The sequence below is a fragment of the Gammaproteobacteria bacterium genome, assembly GCA_034522055.1.
Classification (GTDB): domain Bacteria; phylum Pseudomonadota; class Gammaproteobacteria; order JAABTG01; family JAABTG01; genus JAABTG01.
Genome location: JAXHLS010000002.1, coordinates 772,590 through 792,548, shown reverse-complemented (window position 1 = coordinate 792,548; position 19,959 = coordinate 772,590). Strand labels below are relative to the sequence as shown.

The 19,959-nt window shown below is 69.4% G+C and carries 18 protein-coding genes; 17 read left to right on the top strand and 1 reads right to left on the bottom strand.

The annotated features are described in order from the left end of the window. The first annotated feature begins 6 nt into the window (after positions 1–6). The 16 genes from rsmH (at position 7) to lpxC (ending at position 18,207) form a co-directional block, all read left to right on the top strand. A complete protein-coding gene (gene rsmH / locus U5S82_03820; protein ID MDZ7750788.1) occupies positions 7–930 on the top strand; it encodes a 16S rRNA (cytosine(1402)-N(4))-methyltransferase RsmH in 924 nt (307 codons plus the stop codon). Then, positions 927–1,196, top strand: coding sequence for a cell division protein FtsL (gene ftsL, locus U5S82_03815; GenBank protein ID MDZ7750787.1), 270 nt, complete (start codon positions 927–929; stop codon positions 1,194–1,196). Before rsmH ends, ftsL begins: the two co-directional genes overlap by 4 nt. Next, complete coding sequence (locus U5S82_03810; protein MDZ7750786.1) at positions 1,193–2,920, top strand: penicillin-binding transpeptidase domain-containing protein; 1,728 nt, start codon at positions 1,193–1,195, stop codon at positions 2,918–2,920. Before ftsL ends, U5S82_03810 begins: the two co-directional genes overlap by 4 nt. 10 nt (positions 2,921–2,930) lie before the next feature. Next, positions 2,931–4,421: a UDP-N-acetylmuramoyl-L-alanyl-D-glutamate--2,6-diaminopimelate ligase gene (locus U5S82_03805; GenBank protein MDZ7750785.1), complete on the top strand. Its 1,491-nt coding sequence runs from the start codon at positions 2,931–2,933 to the stop codon at positions 4,419–4,421. Then, positions 4,421–5,764 carry a UDP-N-acetylmuramoyl-tripeptide--D-alanyl-D-alanine ligase gene (gene murF, locus U5S82_03800; protein MDZ7750784.1) on the top strand — a complete coding sequence of 448 codons (1,344 nt, stop codon included), beginning with the start codon at positions 4,421–4,423 and terminating at the stop codon, positions 5,762–5,764. The genes U5S82_03805 and murF overlap by 1 nt, the downstream gene beginning before the upstream one ends. Beyond that, entirely contained in the window at positions 5,764–6,846 is a 1,083-nt protein-coding gene (gene mraY / locus U5S82_03795) for a phospho-N-acetylmuramoyl-pentapeptide-transferase (GenBank protein MDZ7750783.1), read from the top strand. Before murF ends, mraY begins: the two co-directional genes overlap by 1 nt. A 6-nt stretch (positions 6,847–6,852) precedes the next feature. Beyond that, positions 6,853–8,220 (top strand): UDP-N-acetylmuramoyl-L-alanine--D-glutamate ligase, encoded by a 1,368-nt coding sequence (murD, locus tag U5S82_03790; GenBank protein MDZ7750782.1) that lies wholly within the window; start codon positions 6,853–6,855, stop codon positions 8,218–8,220. Next, positions 8,217–9,386: a putative lipid II flippase FtsW gene (gene ftsW / locus U5S82_03785; protein MDZ7750781.1), complete on the top strand. Its 1,170-nt coding sequence runs from the start codon at positions 8,217–8,219 to the stop codon at positions 9,384–9,386. Before murD ends, ftsW begins: the two co-directional genes overlap by 4 nt. Then, complete coding sequence (murG, locus tag U5S82_03780) at positions 9,383–10,468, top strand: undecaprenyldiphospho-muramoylpentapeptide beta-N-acetylglucosaminyltransferase (protein ID MDZ7750780.1); 1,086 nt, start codon at positions 9,383–9,385, stop codon at positions 10,466–10,468. Before ftsW ends, murG begins: the two co-directional genes overlap by 4 nt. A 46-nt stretch (positions 10,469–10,514) precedes the next feature. Then, the gene (murC, locus tag U5S82_03775) at positions 10,515–11,918 is read left to right on the top strand and encodes a UDP-N-acetylmuramate--L-alanine ligase (protein MDZ7750779.1); all 1,404 of its coding nucleotides are present in this window, start codon (positions 10,515–10,517) and stop codon (positions 11,916–11,918) included. Then, complete coding sequence (murB, locus tag U5S82_03770; protein ID MDZ7750778.1) at positions 11,915–12,835, top strand: UDP-N-acetylmuramate dehydrogenase; 921 nt, start codon at positions 11,915–11,917, stop codon at positions 12,833–12,835. Before murC ends, murB begins: the two co-directional genes overlap by 4 nt. Next, a complete protein-coding gene (locus U5S82_03765) occupies positions 12,832–13,764 on the top strand; it encodes a D-alanine--D-alanine ligase (protein MDZ7750777.1) in 933 nt (310 codons plus the stop codon). The genes murB and U5S82_03765 overlap by 4 nt, the downstream gene beginning before the upstream one ends. After that, a complete protein-coding gene (locus tag U5S82_03760) occupies positions 13,761–14,522 on the top strand; it encodes an FtsQ-type POTRA domain-containing protein (protein MDZ7750776.1) in 762 nt (253 codons plus the stop codon). The genes U5S82_03765 and U5S82_03760 overlap by 4 nt, the downstream gene beginning before the upstream one ends. Continuing rightward, positions 14,519–15,751, top strand: a complete 1,233-nt coding sequence (ftsA, locus tag U5S82_03755; protein ID MDZ7750775.1) for a cell division protein FtsA — start codon at positions 14,519–14,521, stop codon at positions 15,749–15,751. The genes U5S82_03760 and ftsA overlap by 4 nt, the downstream gene beginning before the upstream one ends. 180 nt (positions 15,752–15,931) lie before the next feature. Beyond that, the gene (gene ftsZ / locus U5S82_03750; GenBank protein MDZ7750774.1) at positions 15,932–17,080 is read left to right on the top strand and encodes a cell division protein FtsZ; all 1,149 of its coding nucleotides are present in this window, start codon (positions 15,932–15,934) and stop codon (positions 17,078–17,080) included. Positions 17,081–17,289: 209 nt separating this feature from the next. Then, positions 17,290–18,207: a UDP-3-O-acyl-N-acetylglucosamine deacetylase gene (lpxC, locus tag U5S82_03745; GenBank protein ID MDZ7750773.1), complete on the top strand. Its 918-nt coding sequence runs from the start codon at positions 17,290–17,292 to the stop codon at positions 18,205–18,207. 53 nt (positions 18,208–18,260) lie between these two features. Here the strand turns inward: lpxC and U5S82_03740 are convergent, their stop codons facing one another. After that, positions 18,261–18,728: a DciA family protein gene (locus U5S82_03740; protein MDZ7750772.1), complete on the bottom strand. Its 468-nt coding sequence runs from the start codon at positions 18,726–18,728 to the stop codon at positions 18,261–18,263. 91 nt (positions 18,729–18,819) lie between these two features. Between U5S82_03740 and U5S82_03735 the strand changes: the two genes are divergently transcribed. Beyond that, on the top strand, positions 18,820–19,752 hold the full coding sequence (locus U5S82_03735; protein ID MDZ7750771.1) for a peptidoglycan DD-metalloendopeptidase family protein: 933 nt from the start codon (positions 18,820–18,822) through the stop codon (positions 19,750–19,752). The last annotated feature ends 207 nt before the right edge of the window (positions 19,753–19,959 follow it).

The window sequence follows — 19,959 nt, the reverse complement described above, 5'->3', positions numbered from 1 at the left end:
GCGCCGGTGGCCCATGAACCGGTGCTGTTGGGGGCTGTCCTGGACGGGCTGGCCCCGGCCCCCGATCACTGGTGCATGGATTGCACCTTCGGTCGCGGCGGCCACAGCCGGGCGCTGCTGGCGGCCCTGGGCCCCGCTGGCCGGCTGGTGGCCATGGATCGCGACCCGGAGGCGGTGGCGGCGGGTCGTGGTCTCATGGATGAAGACGGGCGGTTCAAGTTGGTCAGGGCGCCGTTCTCGGCGCTGGCGCAAGTGGCGGAGGAGTTCGGCATGACGGGCAGGGTGAACAGTATGCTTTTCGATCTGGGCGTGTCCTCCCCTCAGCTGGACCGCGCCGAGCGGGGTTTCAGTTTCCTGCGGGACGGCCCCCTGGACATGCGCATGGACCCTGACCACGGCGAGAGCGCCGCGGCCTACCTGGCTCGCGTCGAGGTCCCGGAACTGGCCCACGTCCTGCGCCGCTACGGCGAGGAGCGCTTCGCCGGCCCGGTGGCGCGGGCCATCGTGGCGGCGCGGGCCGAGGCCCCCATCGAGACCACCGGCCGGCTGGCCGCCATCATCGAGGGCGCGGTGGGGCGCCGCGAACCGGGCCGCCATCCTGCCACCCGGACCTTCCAGGCCCTGCGCATCGTCGTCAATCGGGAACTGGAGGAACTCGAGGCGGCGCTGGCCGCCGTGGTTCCCATCCTGGCGCCCGGAGGCCGGCTCGCCATCATCAGTTTTCACTCCCTGGAGGACCGCCCGGTGAAGCGCTTCATGCGCGACGAGGCCCGCGGGGTGGAGCACCCGCCGGGCGTACCCATGACCGGTTACCTGCGCCCGCCGCGCCTGTGCCTGGTGGGTAAACCGCGGCGCGCCGATGCCCGCGAGGTGGCGGCCAATCCCCGGGCACGCAGCGCCATCCTGCGCATCGCGGAGAAATTGCCATGAATACGAGAATCGCCGTGGCCTGGTTGTTCGCCGTGGTGGCCTTCCTCACGGCGCTCGCCGTGGTGGTCACCAAACACGACTCGCGGCGCCTGTTCGTGGAACTCCAGACCCTGGAAGACGACCGCGACGTGCTCAACGTGGAATGGAATCAGCTGCAACTGGAGGAGAGCGCCTGGTCCACCCAGGCCCGCATCGAGACGGCGGCGCGGCGGCGCCTGGACATGCAGTTGCCGCCGGGGGATGCGTTCAAGGTGATCGTACAGTGACGGATACTCCACCCAGCCCCGTGATCCCCTGGCGCCATCACCTCGCCCTGGCGGTGCTGTTGGGCGGTGCCCTGCTGATGGCGGCGCGCGCCGCGGATCTCACCATGAACCACCGCGAGTTCCTCCAGCAGGAGGGGGATGCCCGCATGCTGCGGGTGGTGGAGATCCCCGCCACCCGCGGCACCCTGCGGGACCGCCACGGTGCCCTGCTGGCCGTCAGTACGCCGGTGAAATCCGTGTGGGCGCGGCCCGCCGAGCTGGCCGCCGCGCGGGACCGCTGGCCGGAGCTGGGCCGGGAACTCGGCGTCGGCGTGGAGCACATTCGGGATCGCGTGGCGGGCGCCCGGGGCCGCGAGTTCGTCTATCTGCGCCGCCATGTGGAACCCGACGTCGCCACCCGGGTGGCCGCCCTCGGGGTCCCGGGGGTCGCCATGGAACGCGAATACCGGCGCTTCTATCCCGCCGGCGAGGTGGCGGCCCACGTGGTGGGGTTCACGGATGTGGACGGCGTGGGCCGCGAGGGCATGGAGCTGGCCCTCGACGAACGCCTGCAGGGCCGGGTGGGCAGCAAACGGGTGATCCGTGATCGCCTCGGGCGCACCGTGGAAAACGTGGAGTCCGTGCGCGCCCCGGTGCCGGGGGAAGACGTGCGCCTCAGCATCGACCTGCGCATCCAGTATCTCGCCTACCGCGCTCTCAAGGCGGCGAAGCAGCGTTACCGCGCCCAGGGGGGCTCCGTGGTGGTGTTGGATGTGGCGAGCGGCGAGGTGCTGGCGATGGTGAACCAGCCCTTCTACAACCCCAACAAGGGCAGCGATCGGGTGGGCGCCCGGGTGCGCAACCGGGCGGTGACGGACCTCTTCGAGCCCGGCTCCACCATCAAGCCCTTCACCGTGCTGGCCGGTCTCGCCAGCGGCGAGTTCGAGCCCCGTTCCACCGTGGACACCTCACCGGGCCTGTTGCGGGTGGGACGCCACACGGTGCGGGACCACCGGGACTACGGTGTCATCGACCTCGAGACCTTGATGGCCAAGTCGAGCAACGTGGGGGCCAGCCGCATCGCCCTGACGGTGGCACCGGAGACCCTGTGGCGGGTGTTCGACGGCCTGGGATTCGGTCTCGCCACCGGCAGCGGTTTCCCCGGCGAGGCCAATGGCATCCTCACGGACTACATGCGCTGGGGGGATATCCACCGGGTCACCCTGTCTTACGGCTACGGGCTGTCGGTGTCGGCCCTGCAGCTGGCCCGGGCCTACGCGGTGCTGGGTGCCGATGGCATGTTGCCCCCGGTGACCTTCGAGCGGGTGGATGGTGACACCCCCGGGCGGCGGGTGGCGGACGCCCGTTATGTCCGTCAGGTGCGCGCCATGATGGAGTCGGTGCTGGATGAAGGCGGCACTGGAGGACGGGGGCGCGTCCCGGGCTACCGGGTGGCGGGCAAGACCGGCACCGTCAAGAAAAGCGTGGCGGGCGGCTATGCCGAGGACCGTTACATGGCCCTGTTCGCCGGCATGGCGCCGGCCTCTCTGCCCCGCATCGTGGTCCTCGCGGTGATGGACGAACCTCGTTCCGAGGACTACTACGGCGGGCAGGTGGCGGCGCCCCTGTTCGCCGAGGTCATGGGCGGGGCTCTGCGCACCCTGGGGGTGGCGCCGGACGATCTGGCACCGACATCCCGGCAAGTCATCGCCCACCTGGAACCCCCGCGTCATGGGGCCCGGTGAGGTGACCGCCATGCCGGCCATCGCCCCGGACATGACTCTCGCCAGCCTCCTGGCCGGGCTCGCGTCCGTGTCCCGTGCCCATGACCGCTTCGTCACCGGGCTGTGCCTGGACAGCCGGCGCGTGGTCCCCGGCGACCTGTTCCTGGCGGTCCAGGGCAGCCGCGACCACGGCGCCGACCACGTGGCCGAGGCCCTGGGGCGGGGCGCCGTGGCGGTGGTGCAGGGGGCCGTGAGGGCCGAGTCCATGCTGGACGGCGATGTGCCCGTGATCTATCTGCCGGGCCTGGAGCATCGCCTCGGCGAGCTGGCGGACCGCTTCCATGGCCGGCCGTCGCGGCATCTGCATCTCACGGGAGTCACGGGCACCAACGGCAAGACCTCGGTGTGTCATTTCGTGGCCGAGGCCCTGTCCGCGGGCGGCACCCCCTGCGGCACCATGGGCACCCTGGGGCGGGGCGTCCACGGCCGCCTGGAGCCCACCGCCAACACCACCCCCGATGTCCTGACCGTCCATCGCACCTTCGCCGAGTGGCGCAACCAGGGGCTGACGGCGGGCATCATGGAAGTCTCCTCCCATGGCCTGGTGCAGGGCCGGGTGGATGCCGTGGCCTTCGACGTGGCGGTGTTCACCAACCTCGGCCGGGACCACCTCGACTACCACGGTGACCTCGGCGCCTACGCCGCCGCCAAACGGCGCCTCTTCCAAATGCCCGGCCTGGGCACGGCGGTAATCAATGTGGATGATGCCGAGGGGCGGCGGCTGGCGGCCCTCCTGGCACCCCGTCTCGACATCCTCACCTACAGCCTCGAAGGGCGCCCCGACGCCGGGCTGCGGGTCACCCGGGGCGACTTCGATGCCGCCGGCATGACGCTCCATATCGAGACCCCGGCCGGTGCGGCGACCCTGTCCAGCGGCCTCGCCGGGCGTTTCCAGGGGGCCAATCTGCTCGCTGCCATGGGGGTGCTGCTGGCCACCGGTCTGACGGCGGAGGATGCGGCGCGGCGTCTCGCGGGCGTCCATGCCCTGCCGGGGCGTTTCGAACGCTTCGGGGACCCCTCGGGGCCCGTGGTCATCGTGGATTACGCCCATACCCCCGATGCCCTGGAGCAGGTCCTGGGGGCGGCGCGGGCCCTGGGCCGCGGTCGCCTGACCTGCGTTTTCGGTTGTGGCGGCGAGCGCGATCCCGGCAAGCGCCCGGCCATGGGGGCCATCGCCGCCCGCCTCGCCGACCACGTGGTGGTCAGCGACGACAACCCGCGGCATGAGGACCCCGATGACATCGTGGCGGATATTCTGGCCGGCATGCTCGCGGGACGGCTGGTCACGGTCGAGCGCGACCGTGAGCGGGCCATCGCCGCGGCGGTGGCCGCCGCCGCCCCCGGCGACCTGGTGGTGGTGGCCGGCAAGGGCCACGAGGACTATCAGGAGGTGGCGGGGGTGCGCCATCCCTTCAGCGACCGTGAGGTGGCGCGGCGCCTGGTCGGAGGGACGGCACCGTGATGTCCCTGAGCCTGTCGGAGGCCGCCGCCATCACCGGCGGGCGGGTGCACGGCGCCGATGGCCTGTTCACGGGCATGGCCATCGATACCCGCTGGCTGCTGCCCGAACAGTTGTTCGTGGCCCTGGCAGGCGAGCACACCGACGGCCACGGTTTCCTGCCCGAGGCGCGGGCCCGCGGTGCCGCGGCCGCCCTCGTGGAGCGGCCCGTGGATGACCACCTGCGCCAGCTCGAGGTGGCAGATTGCCGTGCCGCCATGGGACGTCTGGCGGCCCACTGGCGGGCGCGCTTCGACGTGCCGGTGGTGGCGATCACCGGCTCCAACGGCAAGACCACGGTGCGCGCCATGATGGCCGCCATCCTCGGCGAGGCGGGGCGGGTGCTGGCCACCGAGGGTAATCTCAACAACGACCTGGGTGTGCCCCTGACCCTGGCGCGTCTGGCGCCGGACCACGACTATGCCGTGGTGGAGATGGGGGCCAATCACCGCGGCGAGATCGCCGCCCTGGCCGCCCTGGCCTGCCCCACCGTGGCGTTGATCACTCAATGCGCCCCGGCCCATCTCGAGGGCTTCGGCAGTATCCAGGGCGTGGCCGAGGCCAAGGGCGAGATCTACGGCGCCCTGGGGGACGACGGCTTCGCCGTCATCAATGCCGACGACGACTTCGCGCCCCTGTGGCGGGGGCTGGCCGGCAACCGCCATCGCCTCACCTTCGGCCTCGCCGCCCCCGCCGACGTCACCGCCACCTGGCAGGCGGGGGCGGGGGGCAGCGAGCTGCGCATCGCCTCGCCCGTGGGTTCCTTCGGTGTCCATCTGCCCCTGCCCGGCCGCCACAACGTCTGCAACGCCCTGGCGGCCACCGCCGCCGCCCTCGCCCTGGGACTGGGGCCGGAGACCATCGCCGCGGGTCTCGCCCGGGTGGCAGGCGTGGGCGGGCGGCTGCAGCTGCGGCCCGGCATGCGCGGTGCCCGGGTGGTGGATGACAGTTACAACGCCAACCCCGGCTCCCTGCTCGCCGCCATCGATTTCCTGCGGGAGCTGGATGCCGAGGGCTGGCTGGTGCTGGGGGAGATGGCGGAGTTGGGGGAGGAGGCGCCGCGGCTCCACCGCGAGGCTGGGGAGTACGCCCGCCGGGCCGGCGTCGAGCGGCTCTATGCCGTCGGGGCCCTGGGGGCCGAGGCGGTGGCCGGCTTCGGCGCCGGGGGACGGCACTACGACGGCCGGGCATCGCTCATAGCCGATCTCGAGGATGCCCTCCACGACGGCGTGGCGGTGCTGGTGAAGGGCTCGCGCTCCGCCCGCATGGACGAGGTGGTGGCGGCCCTGGTGCGGGAGAACGGCTGATGCTGCTCATGCTCACCGACTACCTGGCCCAGTACCACAGCGGCTTCAAGGTGTTCCAGTACCTCACCCTGCGCGCCATCCTCGGGGTGCTCACCGCGCTCGCCATCTCCCTGCTGGTGGGGCCGGCCGTGATCCGCCGCCTGTCCCGCTACCAGATCGGCCAGATGGTGCGCAGCGATGGGCCCGAAAGCCACCTTATCAAGGCGGGCACCCCCACCATGGGGGGCGCCCTGCTGCTGGTGGCTATCGGTGTCACCACCCTGTTGTGGGCCGACCCCGGTAACCGCTTCGTGTGGGTGGTGCTGGTGGTGACCCTGCTGTTCGGTGCGGTGGGTTGGATGGATGACTACAAGAAACTGGTGGAGAAGAACCCCACGGGCCTGTCGGCGCGCTACAAGTACCTGTTCCAGTCCCTCATCGCGGCGGGTTGTGCGGTCTACATCTACCTCACCGCCACCACCGCCGCCGAGACGGCCCTGCTGGTGCCCTTCTTCAAGGACGTGGCACCCCAGCTCGGCCTGCTCTTCCTGGTGGTGGCCTATTTCGTCATCGTCGGCTCCAGCAACGCGGTAAACCTCACCGACGGCCTGGATGGCCTCGCCATCCTGCCCACGGTGATGGTGGCCGGCGCCCTGGGGGTGTTCGCCTACGTGTCGGGCCACGTGAACTTTTCCGCTTATCTCAACTTTCCCTACATCGCCGGGGTGGGGGAACTGGTGGTGCTGTGCGGCGCCATCGTCGGCGCCGGTCTTGGCTTCCTGTGGTTCAACACCTATCCGGCCCAGGTATTCATGGGGGATATCGGTGCCCTGGCCTTGGGGGCGGCCCTCGGTACCATCGCGGTGCTGGTGCGCCAGGAGCTGGTGTTGTTCGTGATGGGAGGCGTGTTCGTGATGGAGACGGTGTCGGTGATCCTGCAGGTGACCTCCTTCAAGCTCACCGGCCGGCGTTTGTTCCGCATGGCGCCCCTGCATCATCACTTCGAGTTGAAGGGCTGGCCGGAGCCCCGGGTCATCGTGCGCTTCTGGATCGTCACGGTGGTGCTCGTGCTGGTGGGTCTGGCGACCCTCAAGATCAGGTAGGGGGCCATGCAAACAGCGCCAATCACGCAGGGTGACAAGGGGGAGGGCATCACGGTGGTGGTGGGCCTGGGACGTACCGGGCTGTCCTGCGCCCGATATCTGGCCGCCCGGGGGGTGCCCCTGATGGTGGTGGACAGCCGCCCGGAGCCCCCGGGTCTGGCGGCCCTGCGGGCGGAGCTGCCCGAGGTCCCGGTGCGCCTCGGGCCCTTCGAGGCGGCCCACTTCAGGGACGCCGCGCGGCTGGTGGTGAGCCCCGGGGTGGCCCTGTCCGAGCCCGCCATCCACGATGCCGCGTCCATGGGGGTGGAGGTCACCGGCGACATCGACCTGTTCGCCGGGGCCGCCCGCGCCCCGGTGGTGGCCATCACCGGATCCAACGGCAAGAGCACGGTTACGACCCTGGTGGGGGAGATGGCGGCGGATCAGGACCTCGACGTGCGGGTGGGGGGCAACCTCGGGACCCCGGCCCTGGAACTGCTGGCGGGCGGAATGCCCGACCTCTACGTACTGGAACTCTCCAGCTTCCAGCTGGAGACCACCCGGCAGCTGCGGCCGGCCACGGCGGTGGTCCTCAACATCAGCGCCGACCACATGGACCGCTACCCCAGCCTGGCGGTTTACGTGCGGGCCAAGTCCCACATCTATGAGGGCGACGGCGTCAAGGTGGTGAACCGGGATGATGCCATCGTCATGTCCATGCTCCATTCGGGACGCCGGGTCATCGGCTTTCGCCGCGGCGCCCCCGCCCAGGGGGATTACGGCCTGGTGCAGCGCGCCGACGAGGCCTGGCTGGCGCGCGGCGACACCGTGCTGATGGCGGAGTCGGAACTGGCCATGGACGGCCGCCACAATACGTTGAACGCCCTCGCGGCCCTCGCCCTCGGCGAGGGCGTCGGGCTGCACATCCAACCCATGCTCGACACCCTGCGCCGCTTTCGCGGCCTGCCTCACCGCTGTTATCCCATCGCCGAGGCCGGCGGCGTGAGGTGGATAGACGATTCCAAGGCCACCAACGTGGGGGCCGCCCTGGCGGCCCTGGAAGGCCTCGGCCGCGGCCGTCCCCTGGTGTGGATCGGCGGCGGCGAGGGCAAGGGGCAGGACTTCGCGCCCCTGGGCGATGCCCTGGCGACCCATGCCAAGGCGGTGGTGCTGCTCGGCCGTGACGCCGGCCTCATCGAGACGGCCATCGCCGGCCGGGTGCCGGTGGCCCGTGCCGGCGACATGGCCCGGGCGGTGGCCCTGGCCCGGCAGGGGGCCGCGGCCGGGGACGTGGTACTGCTGTCGCCCGCCTGTGCCAGCTTCGACATGTTCCGGGACTATAGCCACCGCGGCGAGTGCTTCGCGGCGGCCGTGGCCGGGGAGGTCGGTTCATGAGCGAGGCCCAAGCCGTCCGTCTGGAACAGCTGCGGTCCCGCGCCCCCGCGGCTGCACCGTGGCTGGATACCTGGCTGCTGGGGGCCGCCCTGCTCCTCATGGCCCTCGGCCTGCTCATGGTGGCCTCCTCCTCCGTGGCCCTGGCGGAGCGCCAGACGGGGACACCGCTGTATTTCTTCTACCGCCAGCTGGCCTACGTCGCGGTGGGGCTGACGGTGGGGGCCGTGGCCCTGGCCGTGCCCCTCAAGGTGTGGCGCCACACCAGTGGTTTCCTGCTCCTCGGCGGCATCGCCGTGCTCGGCCTGGTGCTCATCCCGGGCGTCGGCCGGGAGGTCAACGGCAGCATGCGCTGGATCGACCTCGGGCTGTTCAACCTTCAGCCTTCGGAGTTCGTGAAGGTGCTCATGTGGCTCTACATGGCGGGTTATCTGGTGCGCCGCGGGGGCGAATTGCGTATGGCCCTGAGCGGTTTCCTGAAACCCATGGTGCTGACGGTGGTGATCGCGGTGCTGTTGTTGCTGGAGCCCGATTACGGGGCCGCGGCAGTGCTGTTCACCACCGTCCTCGGCATGCTGTTCCTGGGGGGCGTGCCCCTGTCCCGTTTCCTCGTGTGGCTGTTGGTGGCCGCCGGCCTGCTGGTGGGCGGGGCCCTCTACGCGCCCTATCGCATCCAGCGCCTCACGGCCTTCCTGGACCCTTGGTCCGACCCCTTCAATTCCGGCTTTCAGCTCACCCAGGCCCTCATCGCCGTGGGTCGCGGCGAGTGGCTGGGGGTGGGCCTCGGCAGCGGTGTTCAGAAGCTCTTCTACCTGCCCGAGGCCCATACCGATTTCCTGTTCGCGGTGATGGGCGAGGAACTTGGCCTCGCCGGCATGCTGCTGGTGATTGTGCTGTTCGGTTTCATGGTGTGGCGCGCCTTCGCCATCGCCGCCCGCGCCGGTGCCCGGGGCGAAGCCTACGGGGCCTATCTGGCCTATGGCATCGGCCTCGGCGTGGGCCTCCAGGCGGTCATCAACATCGGCGTCAATCTGGGGGTGCTGCCCACCAAGGGGCTCACCCTGCCCCTCATGAGCTACGGCGGTTCCAGCATGGTGGCCAACTGTCTCGCCATCGGCCTGCTGCTGCGGGTGGACCTGGAGTTGCGCCGGCGGGAGCGCCAGTCATGACGGCGAGTCCGGTCTCCTCTCGGGCCATCCTCATCGTCGCCGGCGGTACCGGTGGCCACGTCTATCCCGCCCTGGCGGTGGCCACCTATCTGCGGGCCCTGGGGGCGCGGGTGAGCTGGCTGGGCACCCCGCGGGGACTGGAGGCGCGGGTGGTGCCGGCGGCCGGCTTCCCCTTCTTTTCCATCGCCGTGGGCGGCGTGCGGGGCAAGGGTCTGATCACCCTGGCGGCGGCCCCCCTGGGGGTGTTGCGGGCCCTGGTTCAGAGCGTGCGCGTGCTGCGCCGGGTACGGCCCGACGCGGTGCTGGGCATGGGCGGTTTCGCCGCGGGTCCCGGTGGTCTCGCGGCCTGGCTCCTCGGCCGGCCCTTGCTGATCCACGAGCAGAACGCCATACCCGGGCTCACCAATCGCCTGCTGGCCCCTCTGGCGCGGGTGGTGATGGAGGCGTTCCCTGGCAGCTTCGGGCCTCGGGCCGGCGCCCTGCTCACGGGCAACCCCCTGCGGGCCGAGCTGGCGGCGGCCGGCCCTCGCCCGGCGCCCCGGGACCCGCTGCGTATCCTGGTGGTGGGGGGCAGCCTGGGGGCCCGGGCCCTCAACGAGGTGGTGCCCGCGGCCCTGGCCAGTCTGGCCGCCGTCCGGCCCCTGGCCATCCGCCACCAGAGCGGGCCCGATCACCACGCTGCCGCCGCCGCTCGCTATCGGGAGCTGGGCCTGGCGGCCGAGGTGGTGCCCTACCTGGAGGACATGGCCGCCGCCTACGCGTGGGCCGACCTCGCCATTTGTCGCGCCGGTGCCATGACCGTGGCCGAACTGGCGATGAGCGGCCTGCCGGCGGTGCTGGTGCCCTATCCCCATGCGGTGGACGACCACCAGACCGCCAACGCCCGTTATCTCACGGCGGCCGGGGCGGCGCTGCTCCTGCCTCAGTCGGAACTCGACGCCGCCACCCTCGCGGCGCGCCTCGAGGCCCTGCTGGCGGAGGACCAGGGGTTGGCGCGGATGGCGGCGGCGGCGCGTTCCCGGGCCTTCCCCGAGGCCACCCGGCGGGTGGCGGAACAGTGCCTGGAGGCCGCCCGTGGCTGATACCCGGACCCTGAACGGCGCCCCCGGCATCCACGGCCCCGGCCGCATGGGGCGTATCCGTCACATCCATTTCGTGGGGGTCGGCGGGGCCGGCATGAGCGGTATCGCCGAGGTCATGAACAACCTCGGCTACACGGTGTCAGGCACCGACCTGGCCGCCAATGCGACCACCCGGCGGCTGGCCTCCCTGGGGGTGGCCGTGCAGCAGGGCCACGCCCCAGCGGCGGTGATGGCGGCGGACGTGGTGGTCACCTCCTCGGCGGTGGACGAGGCCAACGCGGAGGTGATGTGGGCCCGCGAGCACCGCATCCCCGTCGTGCCCCGGGCCCAGATGCTGGCGGAGCTCATGCGCTTCCGCCAGGGCATCGCCGTGGCCGGCACCCACGGCAAGACCACCACAACCAGCCTGGTGGCCTGCGTGCTGGGGGAGGGGGGAATGGACCCCACCTTCGTCATCGGTGGCCAGTTGAACAGCGCCGGCGCCAACGCCCGCCTCGGCAGCGGCCAGTACCTGGTGGCCGAGGCCGATGAGAGCGACGCCTCGTTCCTGCATCTGCAGCCGGTGATGTCGGTGGTCACCAACATCGACGCCGACCACATGGCCACCTACGGCAGCGATTTCGAGCATCTGCGCCATGCCTTCGAGGAGTTCCTGCAGCAGTTGCCCTTCTACGGCCTGGCGGTGATGTGCATCGATGATCCTGTGGTGCGGGAGATGGTGCCGGACCTCACGCGACCGGCCCTCACCTACGGTTTCGCGGCTGGCGCCGATGTGCGTGCGGTGGACGTGGTCCAGGAGGGTGTCAGGACCCGTTTCATGGTCGAGACGGCGGATCGAGAGCCCTTCGCCGTGACCTTGAACCTGCCGGGCCGCCACAACGTGCAGAATGCCCTCGCGGCCATCGCGGTGGGCCTCGAACTGGGGGTGTCGCCGACCCTCGCGGGCCGGGCCCTGGAAGGCTTCGAGGGCATCGGCCGGCGCTTCCAGGTGCACCACGACGTGCCTTTCGCAGGGGGTACCGTGACCCTGGTGGACGACTATGCCCACCACCCCACGGAGATCGCCGCCACCCTGGCGGCGGTACGCGGCGGTTGGCCGGGGCGGCGGATCACGACCGTGTTCCAGCCCCACCGTTTCACCCGCACCCACGATCTGCTGGACGACTTCGCCCAGGTGCTGTGCGAGACGGACCGACTGATCCTGCTGGAGGTCTATGCCGCCGGGGAGGAACCCATCGGCGGTGCCGACGGTCGCGGCCTGAGTCGCGCGGTACGGGCCCGGGGCTTGGTGGACCCGGTATTCGTGGCCGATCTGGATCTACTGGACGAGGCCCTTAGCGGCGTCATCGAGGACGGCGACGTCTTGCTGGTGCTGGGAGCGGGCAACATCGGCGCCGTGGCTCGCCGCCTGGCCGAGGCCGGCATAGGCATGGGGAGGGACACGCCATGAGTGCCGCCCCCCGCACTCCGACACCCGCCCTGCGAGGCATCCTGCGCACCAACGAGCCCCTGGCCCGCCATACCACTTGGCGGGTGGGGGGACCGGCGGAACGCTTCTACGAGCCTGCGGATGTGGATGATCTCGCGGCATTCCTGGCCCGCACTCCACCGGAGGAGCCCCTGTTCTGGTTGGGCCTCGGCAGCAACCTGCTGATCCGTGACGGCGGCATACCCGGCACCGTGATCTCCACCGGTGGCCTGCTCGCCGGACTGGACCGGGTGAACGAGTACACGGTACGTGCCGAGGCCGGCGTCGCCTGCCCCAAGCTGGCCCGTTTCTGCGGCCGCGCGGGGCTCACGGGGGCGGAATTCATGGCGGGGATCCCCGGTACCGTGGGCGGGGCCCTGGCGATGAACGCCGGTGCCTTCGGCGCCGAGACCTGGGACGTGGTGGCGACGGTGGAGGTGATCGATCGCAGCGGTGCCCGCCATATGCGGCGTCCCGGCAGCTATCAGGTGGGCTACCGCGAGGTGCACCGGCCCGGAGAGGAGTGGTTCATCGCCGGTCATTTCATGCTCACGGCCGGCGATGCCGGCGAGTCCCGGACGCGGGTCCGCGGCCTGCTGCGCCGCCGCGGCGAGACCCAGCCCCTCGGGGTGCCCAGCTGTGGTTCGGTGTTCCGCAACCCGCGGGGGGATTTCGCCGCCCGCCTCATCGAGCAGGCCGGCCTCAAGGGGCGGCGCATCGGCGGCGCGGTGGTGTCCGAGAAGCACGCCAACTTCATCGTCAACGACGGCGGTGCCACCGCCACCGATATCGAGGCCCTGATGGTACTGGTGGAGCGCGAGGTCAAGGCTTGCTGCGGCGTCGAGCTGCGCCGCGAGGTCCAGGTGATGGGCCTGTTGCCGGAGGAGGTATCCCTGTGATCGGGGCGGCGACATACGGTCCCGTCGCGGTGCTCATGGGCGGGCGCTCGGCGGAGCGGGCCATCTCGCTGCTGTCCGGCCGGGCTGTGCTGGAGAGCCTGCGCCGCAGCGGCGTGGACGCCCACGGCATCGACGTGGATGGAGACCTGTTCCCGCGCCTGGCCGAGCGGCCGTGGGGACGGGTGTTCAACGCCCTCCACGGGCGCGGCGGCGAGGACGGTACGGTGCAGGGAGTCCTGGAACTCATGGGGATCCCCTACACCGGCAGCGGCGTGCTGGCCTCCGCCCTGGCCATGGACAAGTTGCGCACCAAGCAGATCTGGCAGGCGATCGGTATTGCCACGCCCGCCTGGCGGGTGCTGGGGGATGTCGCGGACCTCGCGGCGGTGGCCGCCGATCCGGGCTTCCCGGTGATGGTCAAGCCGGTGCGTGAGGGGTCCAGCATCGGCATGGCGCGGGCGGACGACCCGGCGGGGCTGGAGCGGGCCTGGCGGGAGGCGCGCCGCTACGACGACGTGGTGCTGGCGGAGCAATGGGTGGATGGACCGGAATACACGGCGGCGGTGCTGGGCGAGCGGGTGCTGCCCTTCATTCGCCTCGAGACCCCGCGGGGTTTCTATGACTACCAGGCCAAGTACGAGGCGGACACCACCCGCTACCACTGCCCCTGCGGCCTCGCCCCGGCCGCGGAAGAGGCCGTGGCCGGGGAGGTGATGGCGGCGTTTTGCGCCATCGACGGCCGCGGCTGGGGACGGGTGGACATGATGCGGGACCGCGCCGGGCGCTTCCTGTTCATCGAGGTGAACACCATCCCCGGCATGACCGACCACAGCCTGGTGCCCATGGCGGCGCGGGCCGCGGGTTTGTCCTTCGATGCGCTGGTACTCGACATCCTCGAAGGGGCGCACACCGAGATGGGAGCGCAATGAAGCGATGGTGGACCGCAATCCTCTTTGTGCTCCTGGTGACCGCCGCGGCATGGCTGGTGGCAATGGCGCGTCAGGGCGACCTCACGCCTCTGAAGCGGGTCACGGTGGAGGGCGAGCTGCGCTACCTGTCCCGGGAACGCCTCCAAGAAGAAGTCGTGGCCCACATGGAGGGCGGTTTCTTCGCCATCGATCTGGAGCGGGTGCGCCGGGCGGTGGAGGGCCTGCCCTGGGTGGCACGGGTGACCGTGCGCCGGCACTGGCCCGACCGGCTGGAGGTACGGGTGCAGGAGCGGCGGGCGGTGGCGCGTTGGGGCGGTGGTGGCCTGGTGGATGCGCAGGGGGTGTTGTTCCGGCCGCCCGCGGACGGCGATATGAAGGACCTGCCCCTATTGCGCGGTCGGGCCGAGGATGCGCCGCAGTTGCTGGCCTTCATGCGGCGCCTGAACGGCTGGTTGCTGCCCACCGGGCGGGTGGTGACCGGCCTGACGGCGGAACGCCGCGGCGCCTTCAGCGTGGAGTTGGACGGCGGTACCGAGCTGGTGCTGGGCAGGCTGCCGGAGGCGGTGGTGCGGGAACGCCTAATACGGGCGCTGCCGCCGCTGCTGGGCGAGGCGCGGCGCCGCGCCGGGAACATCATCAGGGTGGATATGCGCTATCCCAACGGCTTTGCCGTCACCTGGGGGGACAGGGGGGCCGGGATGACCGGAATCACGCGAAAAACAGAGGGTACGCCTGACGGCGGCATGAACAATCCATGAGCAAGAAGTCGGACAGAAACCTCATCGTCGGCCTCGACATCGGCACCTCCAAGGTGGTGGCCATCGTCGGCGAGGTGGGCGTGGACGGCACCATCGAGATCGTGGGCCTCGGTTCCCACCCGTCGCGGGGCCTGAAGAAGGGTGTGGTGGTGAACATCGAGTCCACAGTCCAGTCCATCCAGCGCGCCGTGGAGGAGGCCGAGCTGATGGCGGGTTGCCAGATCAATGCGGTCTTCGCCGGCATCGCGGGCAGCCACATCCGCAGCCTCAACTCCCACGGCATCGTGGCCATTCGTGACAAGGAGGTGCTGTCCACCGACATCGATCGGGTCATCGACGCGGCGCGGGCGGTGGCCATCCCGGCGGATCAGAAGATCCTCCATGTGTTGCCCCAGGAATTCATCATCGACAACCAGGAAGGGATCCGCGAACCGGTGGGCATGTCGGGGGTGCGCCTGGAGGCCAAGGTGCATCTGGTGACGGGGGCCGTGAGCGCCGCTCAGAACATCATCAAGTGCGTGCGTCGCTGCGGCCTCGAGGTGGACGACATCATCCTGGAGCAGCTGGCATCGAGCTATTCGGTGCTCACCGAGGACGAGAAGGAACTGGGCGTGTGTCTGGTGGACATCGGCGGTGGTACCACCGACATCGCGGTGTTCACGGATGGCGCCATCCGTCATACGGCGGTGATCCCCATCGCCGGCGACCAGGTGACCAACGACATCGCCGTGGCCCTGCGCACCCCCACCCAGTATGCAGAGGAGATCAAGATCAAATACGCCTGCGCCTTGGCCCAGCTGGCCAACGCCGACGAGACCATCGAGGTGCCGAGTGTGGGTGAGCGGCCGCCGCGACGGCTGGCCCGCCAGACCCTGGCGGAGGTGGTGGAGCCGCGCTACGAGGAACTTCTCACCCTGGTGCAGGCGGAGCTGCGGCGCAGTGGTTTCGAGGATCTCATCGCCGCCGGCATGGTGCTGACCGGCGGCAGCGCCAAGATGGAGGGGTTGATGGACTTGGCCGAGGAGGTCTTCCACATGCCCGTCAGGGTGGGCAAGCCCCAGGGGGTGGCGGGCCTTTCAGAGGTGGTGCGCAATCCCATCTACGCCACCGGCGTCGGCCTGTTGCTGTTCGGCCAGCAGCATACCCGCGACCATTCCGCGGATACGCGGGTGGAGGGCATGCGGGGGGTCTGGGAGCGCATGAGGAGCTGGTTTCAAGGGAATTTTTAGGTAAACGCAGATTATTGGCCATTCGTGGCCACAGAACGTCAGTGGCCAGGGGCCATTGCTTGGGGCGGCACGGCGGCGTGCCGCAGGGCCCTCACACGGGGTGTGGGGACCGTCGGTACGGAGGGCGGCAGGGTTAATTCGTCAACTTGATTGAGTGCGGACTTTAGAGAGGTTATGAGCATGTTTGAATTAATGGATAGCTACAATCAGAGCAGCGCGGTGATCAAGGTCATCGGCATCGGCGGCGGCGGCGGCAACGCCGTGGAACACATGGTGGTGAGGAGTATGGAAGGCGTGGAGTTCGTGTGCACCAACACCGACGCCCAGGCCCTGCGCAACTCCTCGGCTCGCACCACCCTGCAGTTGGGCAGCCACGTCACCAAGGGGCTCGGCGCCGGGGCCAATCCGGAGGTGGGGCGTCAGGCCGCCCTCGAGGACCGGGACCGTATCGTGGATATCCTCGAGGGCGCCGATATGGTGTTCCTCACCGCCGGCATGGGCGGCGGCACCGGCACCGGCGCCACTCCGGTGGTGGCCCAGATGGCGCGGGAGATGGGCATCCTCACGGTGGCCGTGGTGACCAAGCCCTTCCCCTTCGAGATGCGCCGGCGCATGACCATCGCCGAAGACGGTATCCAGGAACTGGCGGAGCATGTGGACTCTCTGATCACGGTGCCCAACGAGAAGCTGCTGGCGGTGCTCGGGCCGGGGATATCCTTGAACGAGGCCTTCCGGGCCGCCAACGACGTGCTGTTCGGCGCCGTCCAGGGTATCGCCGAACTCATCACTCACCCGGGCGTGATCAACGTCGATTTCGCCGATGTGCGCACGGTCATGTCCGAGAAGGGCCGCGCCATGATGGGCACTGGCAAGGCCATGGGCGAGGACCGCGCCCGCAAGGCCGCCGAGGCGGCCATCGCCTGCCCCCTGCTGGAGGACGTCAACCTCCACGGTGCCCGGGGCATTCTGGTCAACGTCTCGGCCGGCGAGAACCTGGGGTTGGACGAGTTTCACCAAGTGGGCGAGGCCATCAACGCCTTCGCGTCGGACGATGCCCTGGTGGTCATGGGTACGGCGCTGGAGAAGGATGCCGGCGACGAACTGCGGGTGACGGTGGTGGCCACCGGCCTCGACCAGGCGTCCCTGCGCAAGGAGGAGCCCAACATGCGCCTGGTGAAGCCGAAGAGCGATGGGGAGATCGATTACCGCAGCCTGGAGCGGCCCACGGTGATTCGCAATCAGACGGCGAACGGCTCGCCGGCGAAGGCCCTGGAGTCGGACCCGGACTATCTGGATATCCCGGCATTTCTGCGCCGCCAGGCGGATTGAGGACCCGGCTCCGGGGAAAGGGTGAAAGGACCAGTATGTGGAAGAGTCATCGGGGCGGCGCCTGCCTGGAGCACCCATGGTGGGACGGGACGCAGGAACGGGAATATTGCCCGCCGGGTAAAGCCATGCTCCCAATATATGAAAAGGATGTGATATGGTTCACAAATCATTGGCTATAAAAGGGTCTTCCGCAGGGGGGTGGGGGCACCGTGATTAATCAACGTACGTTAAAGAACGTCATCAGGGCCACCGGGGTGGGGCTCCACACGGGGGAAAAGGTGTACCTCACCCTGCGCCCCGCACCGGTCGACACCGGCGTGGTGTTTCGGCGCGTGGATCTGCCAAAGCCGGTGGATATCCGCGCCCGGGTGGAGAACGTGGGCGACACCCGCCTGTCCTCCACCCTGGTGGGCGGGGGTACTCGTATTTCCACCGTAGAACATCTACTTTCGGCCCTGGCAGGCTTGGGTATAGACAACGTCTACATCGACCTCAGCGCCCCGGAAGTGCCCATCATGGACGGCAGCGCGGGACCCTTCGTGTTTCTCATCCAGTCCGCAGGGGTGGAGGAGCAGAACGCCGCCAAGAGGTTCATACGCATCCGCAAGACCGTGGAAGTGGAAGAAGGTGACAAATGGGCCCGCTTCCAACCTTTCGACGGATTCAAGGTGAGTTTCACCATCGACTTCGACCACCCCGTGTTCAAGGACCGCACCCAGACCGCTACGATGGATTTCTCCACCACCTCCTTCGTCAAGGAGGTGAGCCGCGCCCGTACCTTCGGCTTCATGCGGGACGTGGAAGCCCTGCGGGCCCGCAACCTGGCCCTCGGGGGCAGCCTGGACAATGCGGTGGTGGTGGATGACTACCGTATCGTCAATGACGATGGCCTGCGTTACGAGGATGAGTTCGTGCGCCACAAGGTGCTGGATGCCATCGGCGACCTTTATCTCCTGGGCTACAGCCTCGTGGGGGCCTTCGAGGGCCATAAATCCGGCCATGCCCTCAACAACAAGCTGCTCAAGGCCTTGTTGGCGGATAGAACGGCCTGGGAGATGATCACCTTCGATGACGGTGCCCTGGCACCCATTCGTTATATGCAACCTGTGGCGGCAGGGGCCTTCTAGGCGGCTCGGAAAAACCCCCGCGTTGCCACGGGACGGTGTTCCACGCGCCCTGTTTACTCCCCGGCCCCGCCGCGGGTGGCTCTCTTGGCCCGGGAAGCGAGGCGGCGCAGGGCGCGGGCCAGGGTATCGTCGGCATCGCCGGCCAGGGAGCGGATAAGCCGGGCGCTGTCCGGGGATATGGCGGTGCAGCGGCGCGGTGGTGGGGTACTGCGGTGGGGCGAGAAGTCGGCCCGTGCCACGCGCACCTTGACCCGTTTGACCATGGCCCCGGGCTGACCGGCCATGGCCTTGACAATAGTGGGGCCGAGGAGCCGGGCCCGCGTGGCCCGCGAGGCGTCGGTCACCGACAGGGTGACGGTGCCCTGGCTGAGGCCCGTCACCTGGACGTACGGTCGCAGGGTATCGGGAATCAGGGGCTGAATGCGCCCCTGCAGTTCCTGCAGTTCGAGGGTGCGGGTCTCGAGCTGCTTGAGGGGGGAGCCCTCTCTGAACAACAGGCCTTTGATGGATGAGAAGCTCATCGGGGTCGGCAGATTCCTCAGGTCCCCGGTCTGCATGGCAGGTCGGGATGGTCCCAGGCGACATATAACGAAGGCTATCGATCATACACCGATGGAGATCATCGTACTGTCCAAGCTTGCAGGTTCAAGCAACCGGGTCTGTATGGGCCGCGGCAGCACCCTCCTGATGGGCGTCCTCATGGCGGTTGCCCTGGGGGCTGCCGCTTTCACGGGTTACCGGGCGGGTTTGGAACAGGCCCCTGCGGTGGCCGGCGGTGCCCTGTATACGCAGCTACGCCACGAACTCGCAGAACAGCAGCGCACGGTCCGGGAGGCCCGCCTCCAGGCCCAGCGTAATCTGGATGCCCTGGCGTTGCAGATGGGGGCCATGGAGGCGCGGCTCATTCGTCTCGACGTTTTGGGACAGCGACTGGTGGAGAAAGGCCAGCTGGATGCCGGCGAATTCGGCTTTGGCACCGGCTCCCCGGCCATGGGGGGGCCGTACGCGGCGGCGCCGGATGTCGGCAACACGGTGCCGGATTTCGTCGCCGAACTCGAAGCCCTGGCCGGCATGCTCGATGACCGTGAGCAGCGTCTCGGTGCCCTCGAGGGGCTGCTGCGGGACCGCCGCCTGCTGGAGCGGGTGAGTCCCACGGGCAAACCGGTGGAGAAGGGCTGGATATCATCATATTTCGGGTTGCGCAACGACCCCATCACGGGCCGCAAGAGTCGCCATGAAGGTCTGGATTTCGCCGGCAAGCGGGGCTCCAACGTGATCGCCGTGGCCTCCGGGGTGGTGGTGTTCTCCGGCCGCCGTTCGGGCTACGGCAGGATCGTGGAGATAGACCACGGCAACGGTCTGGTCACCCGCTATGGCCACAATGCCGATAATCTGGTGGCCGTGGGTGATGTGGTCGCCAAGGGCCAGCCCATCGCCCTGGTGGGCGCCAGCGGCCGGGCCACCGGCCCCCATGTCCATTTCGAGGTGTTGCGGGACGACCGCCCCGTGAACCCCATGAATTTCATCCGCTCCGGCAAGGGCTGATGTCCCGCCGGCAGGCCGCCCCGGATACAGCTGCGTTTCCTTAGAGCTGGACTCCATTCCCTGATATCCTTTGCACCCCTTTAATTCGAGGGATGCAGCGTCGGCGGCTTACAGGCCGCCGGGGAACTCCTGATCCGATTCTCATCGGGCACCGGCGTGGCCCACGAAGGCCGGATGAAAACCCGGCTTATCCTCAGTCCGCCGGTG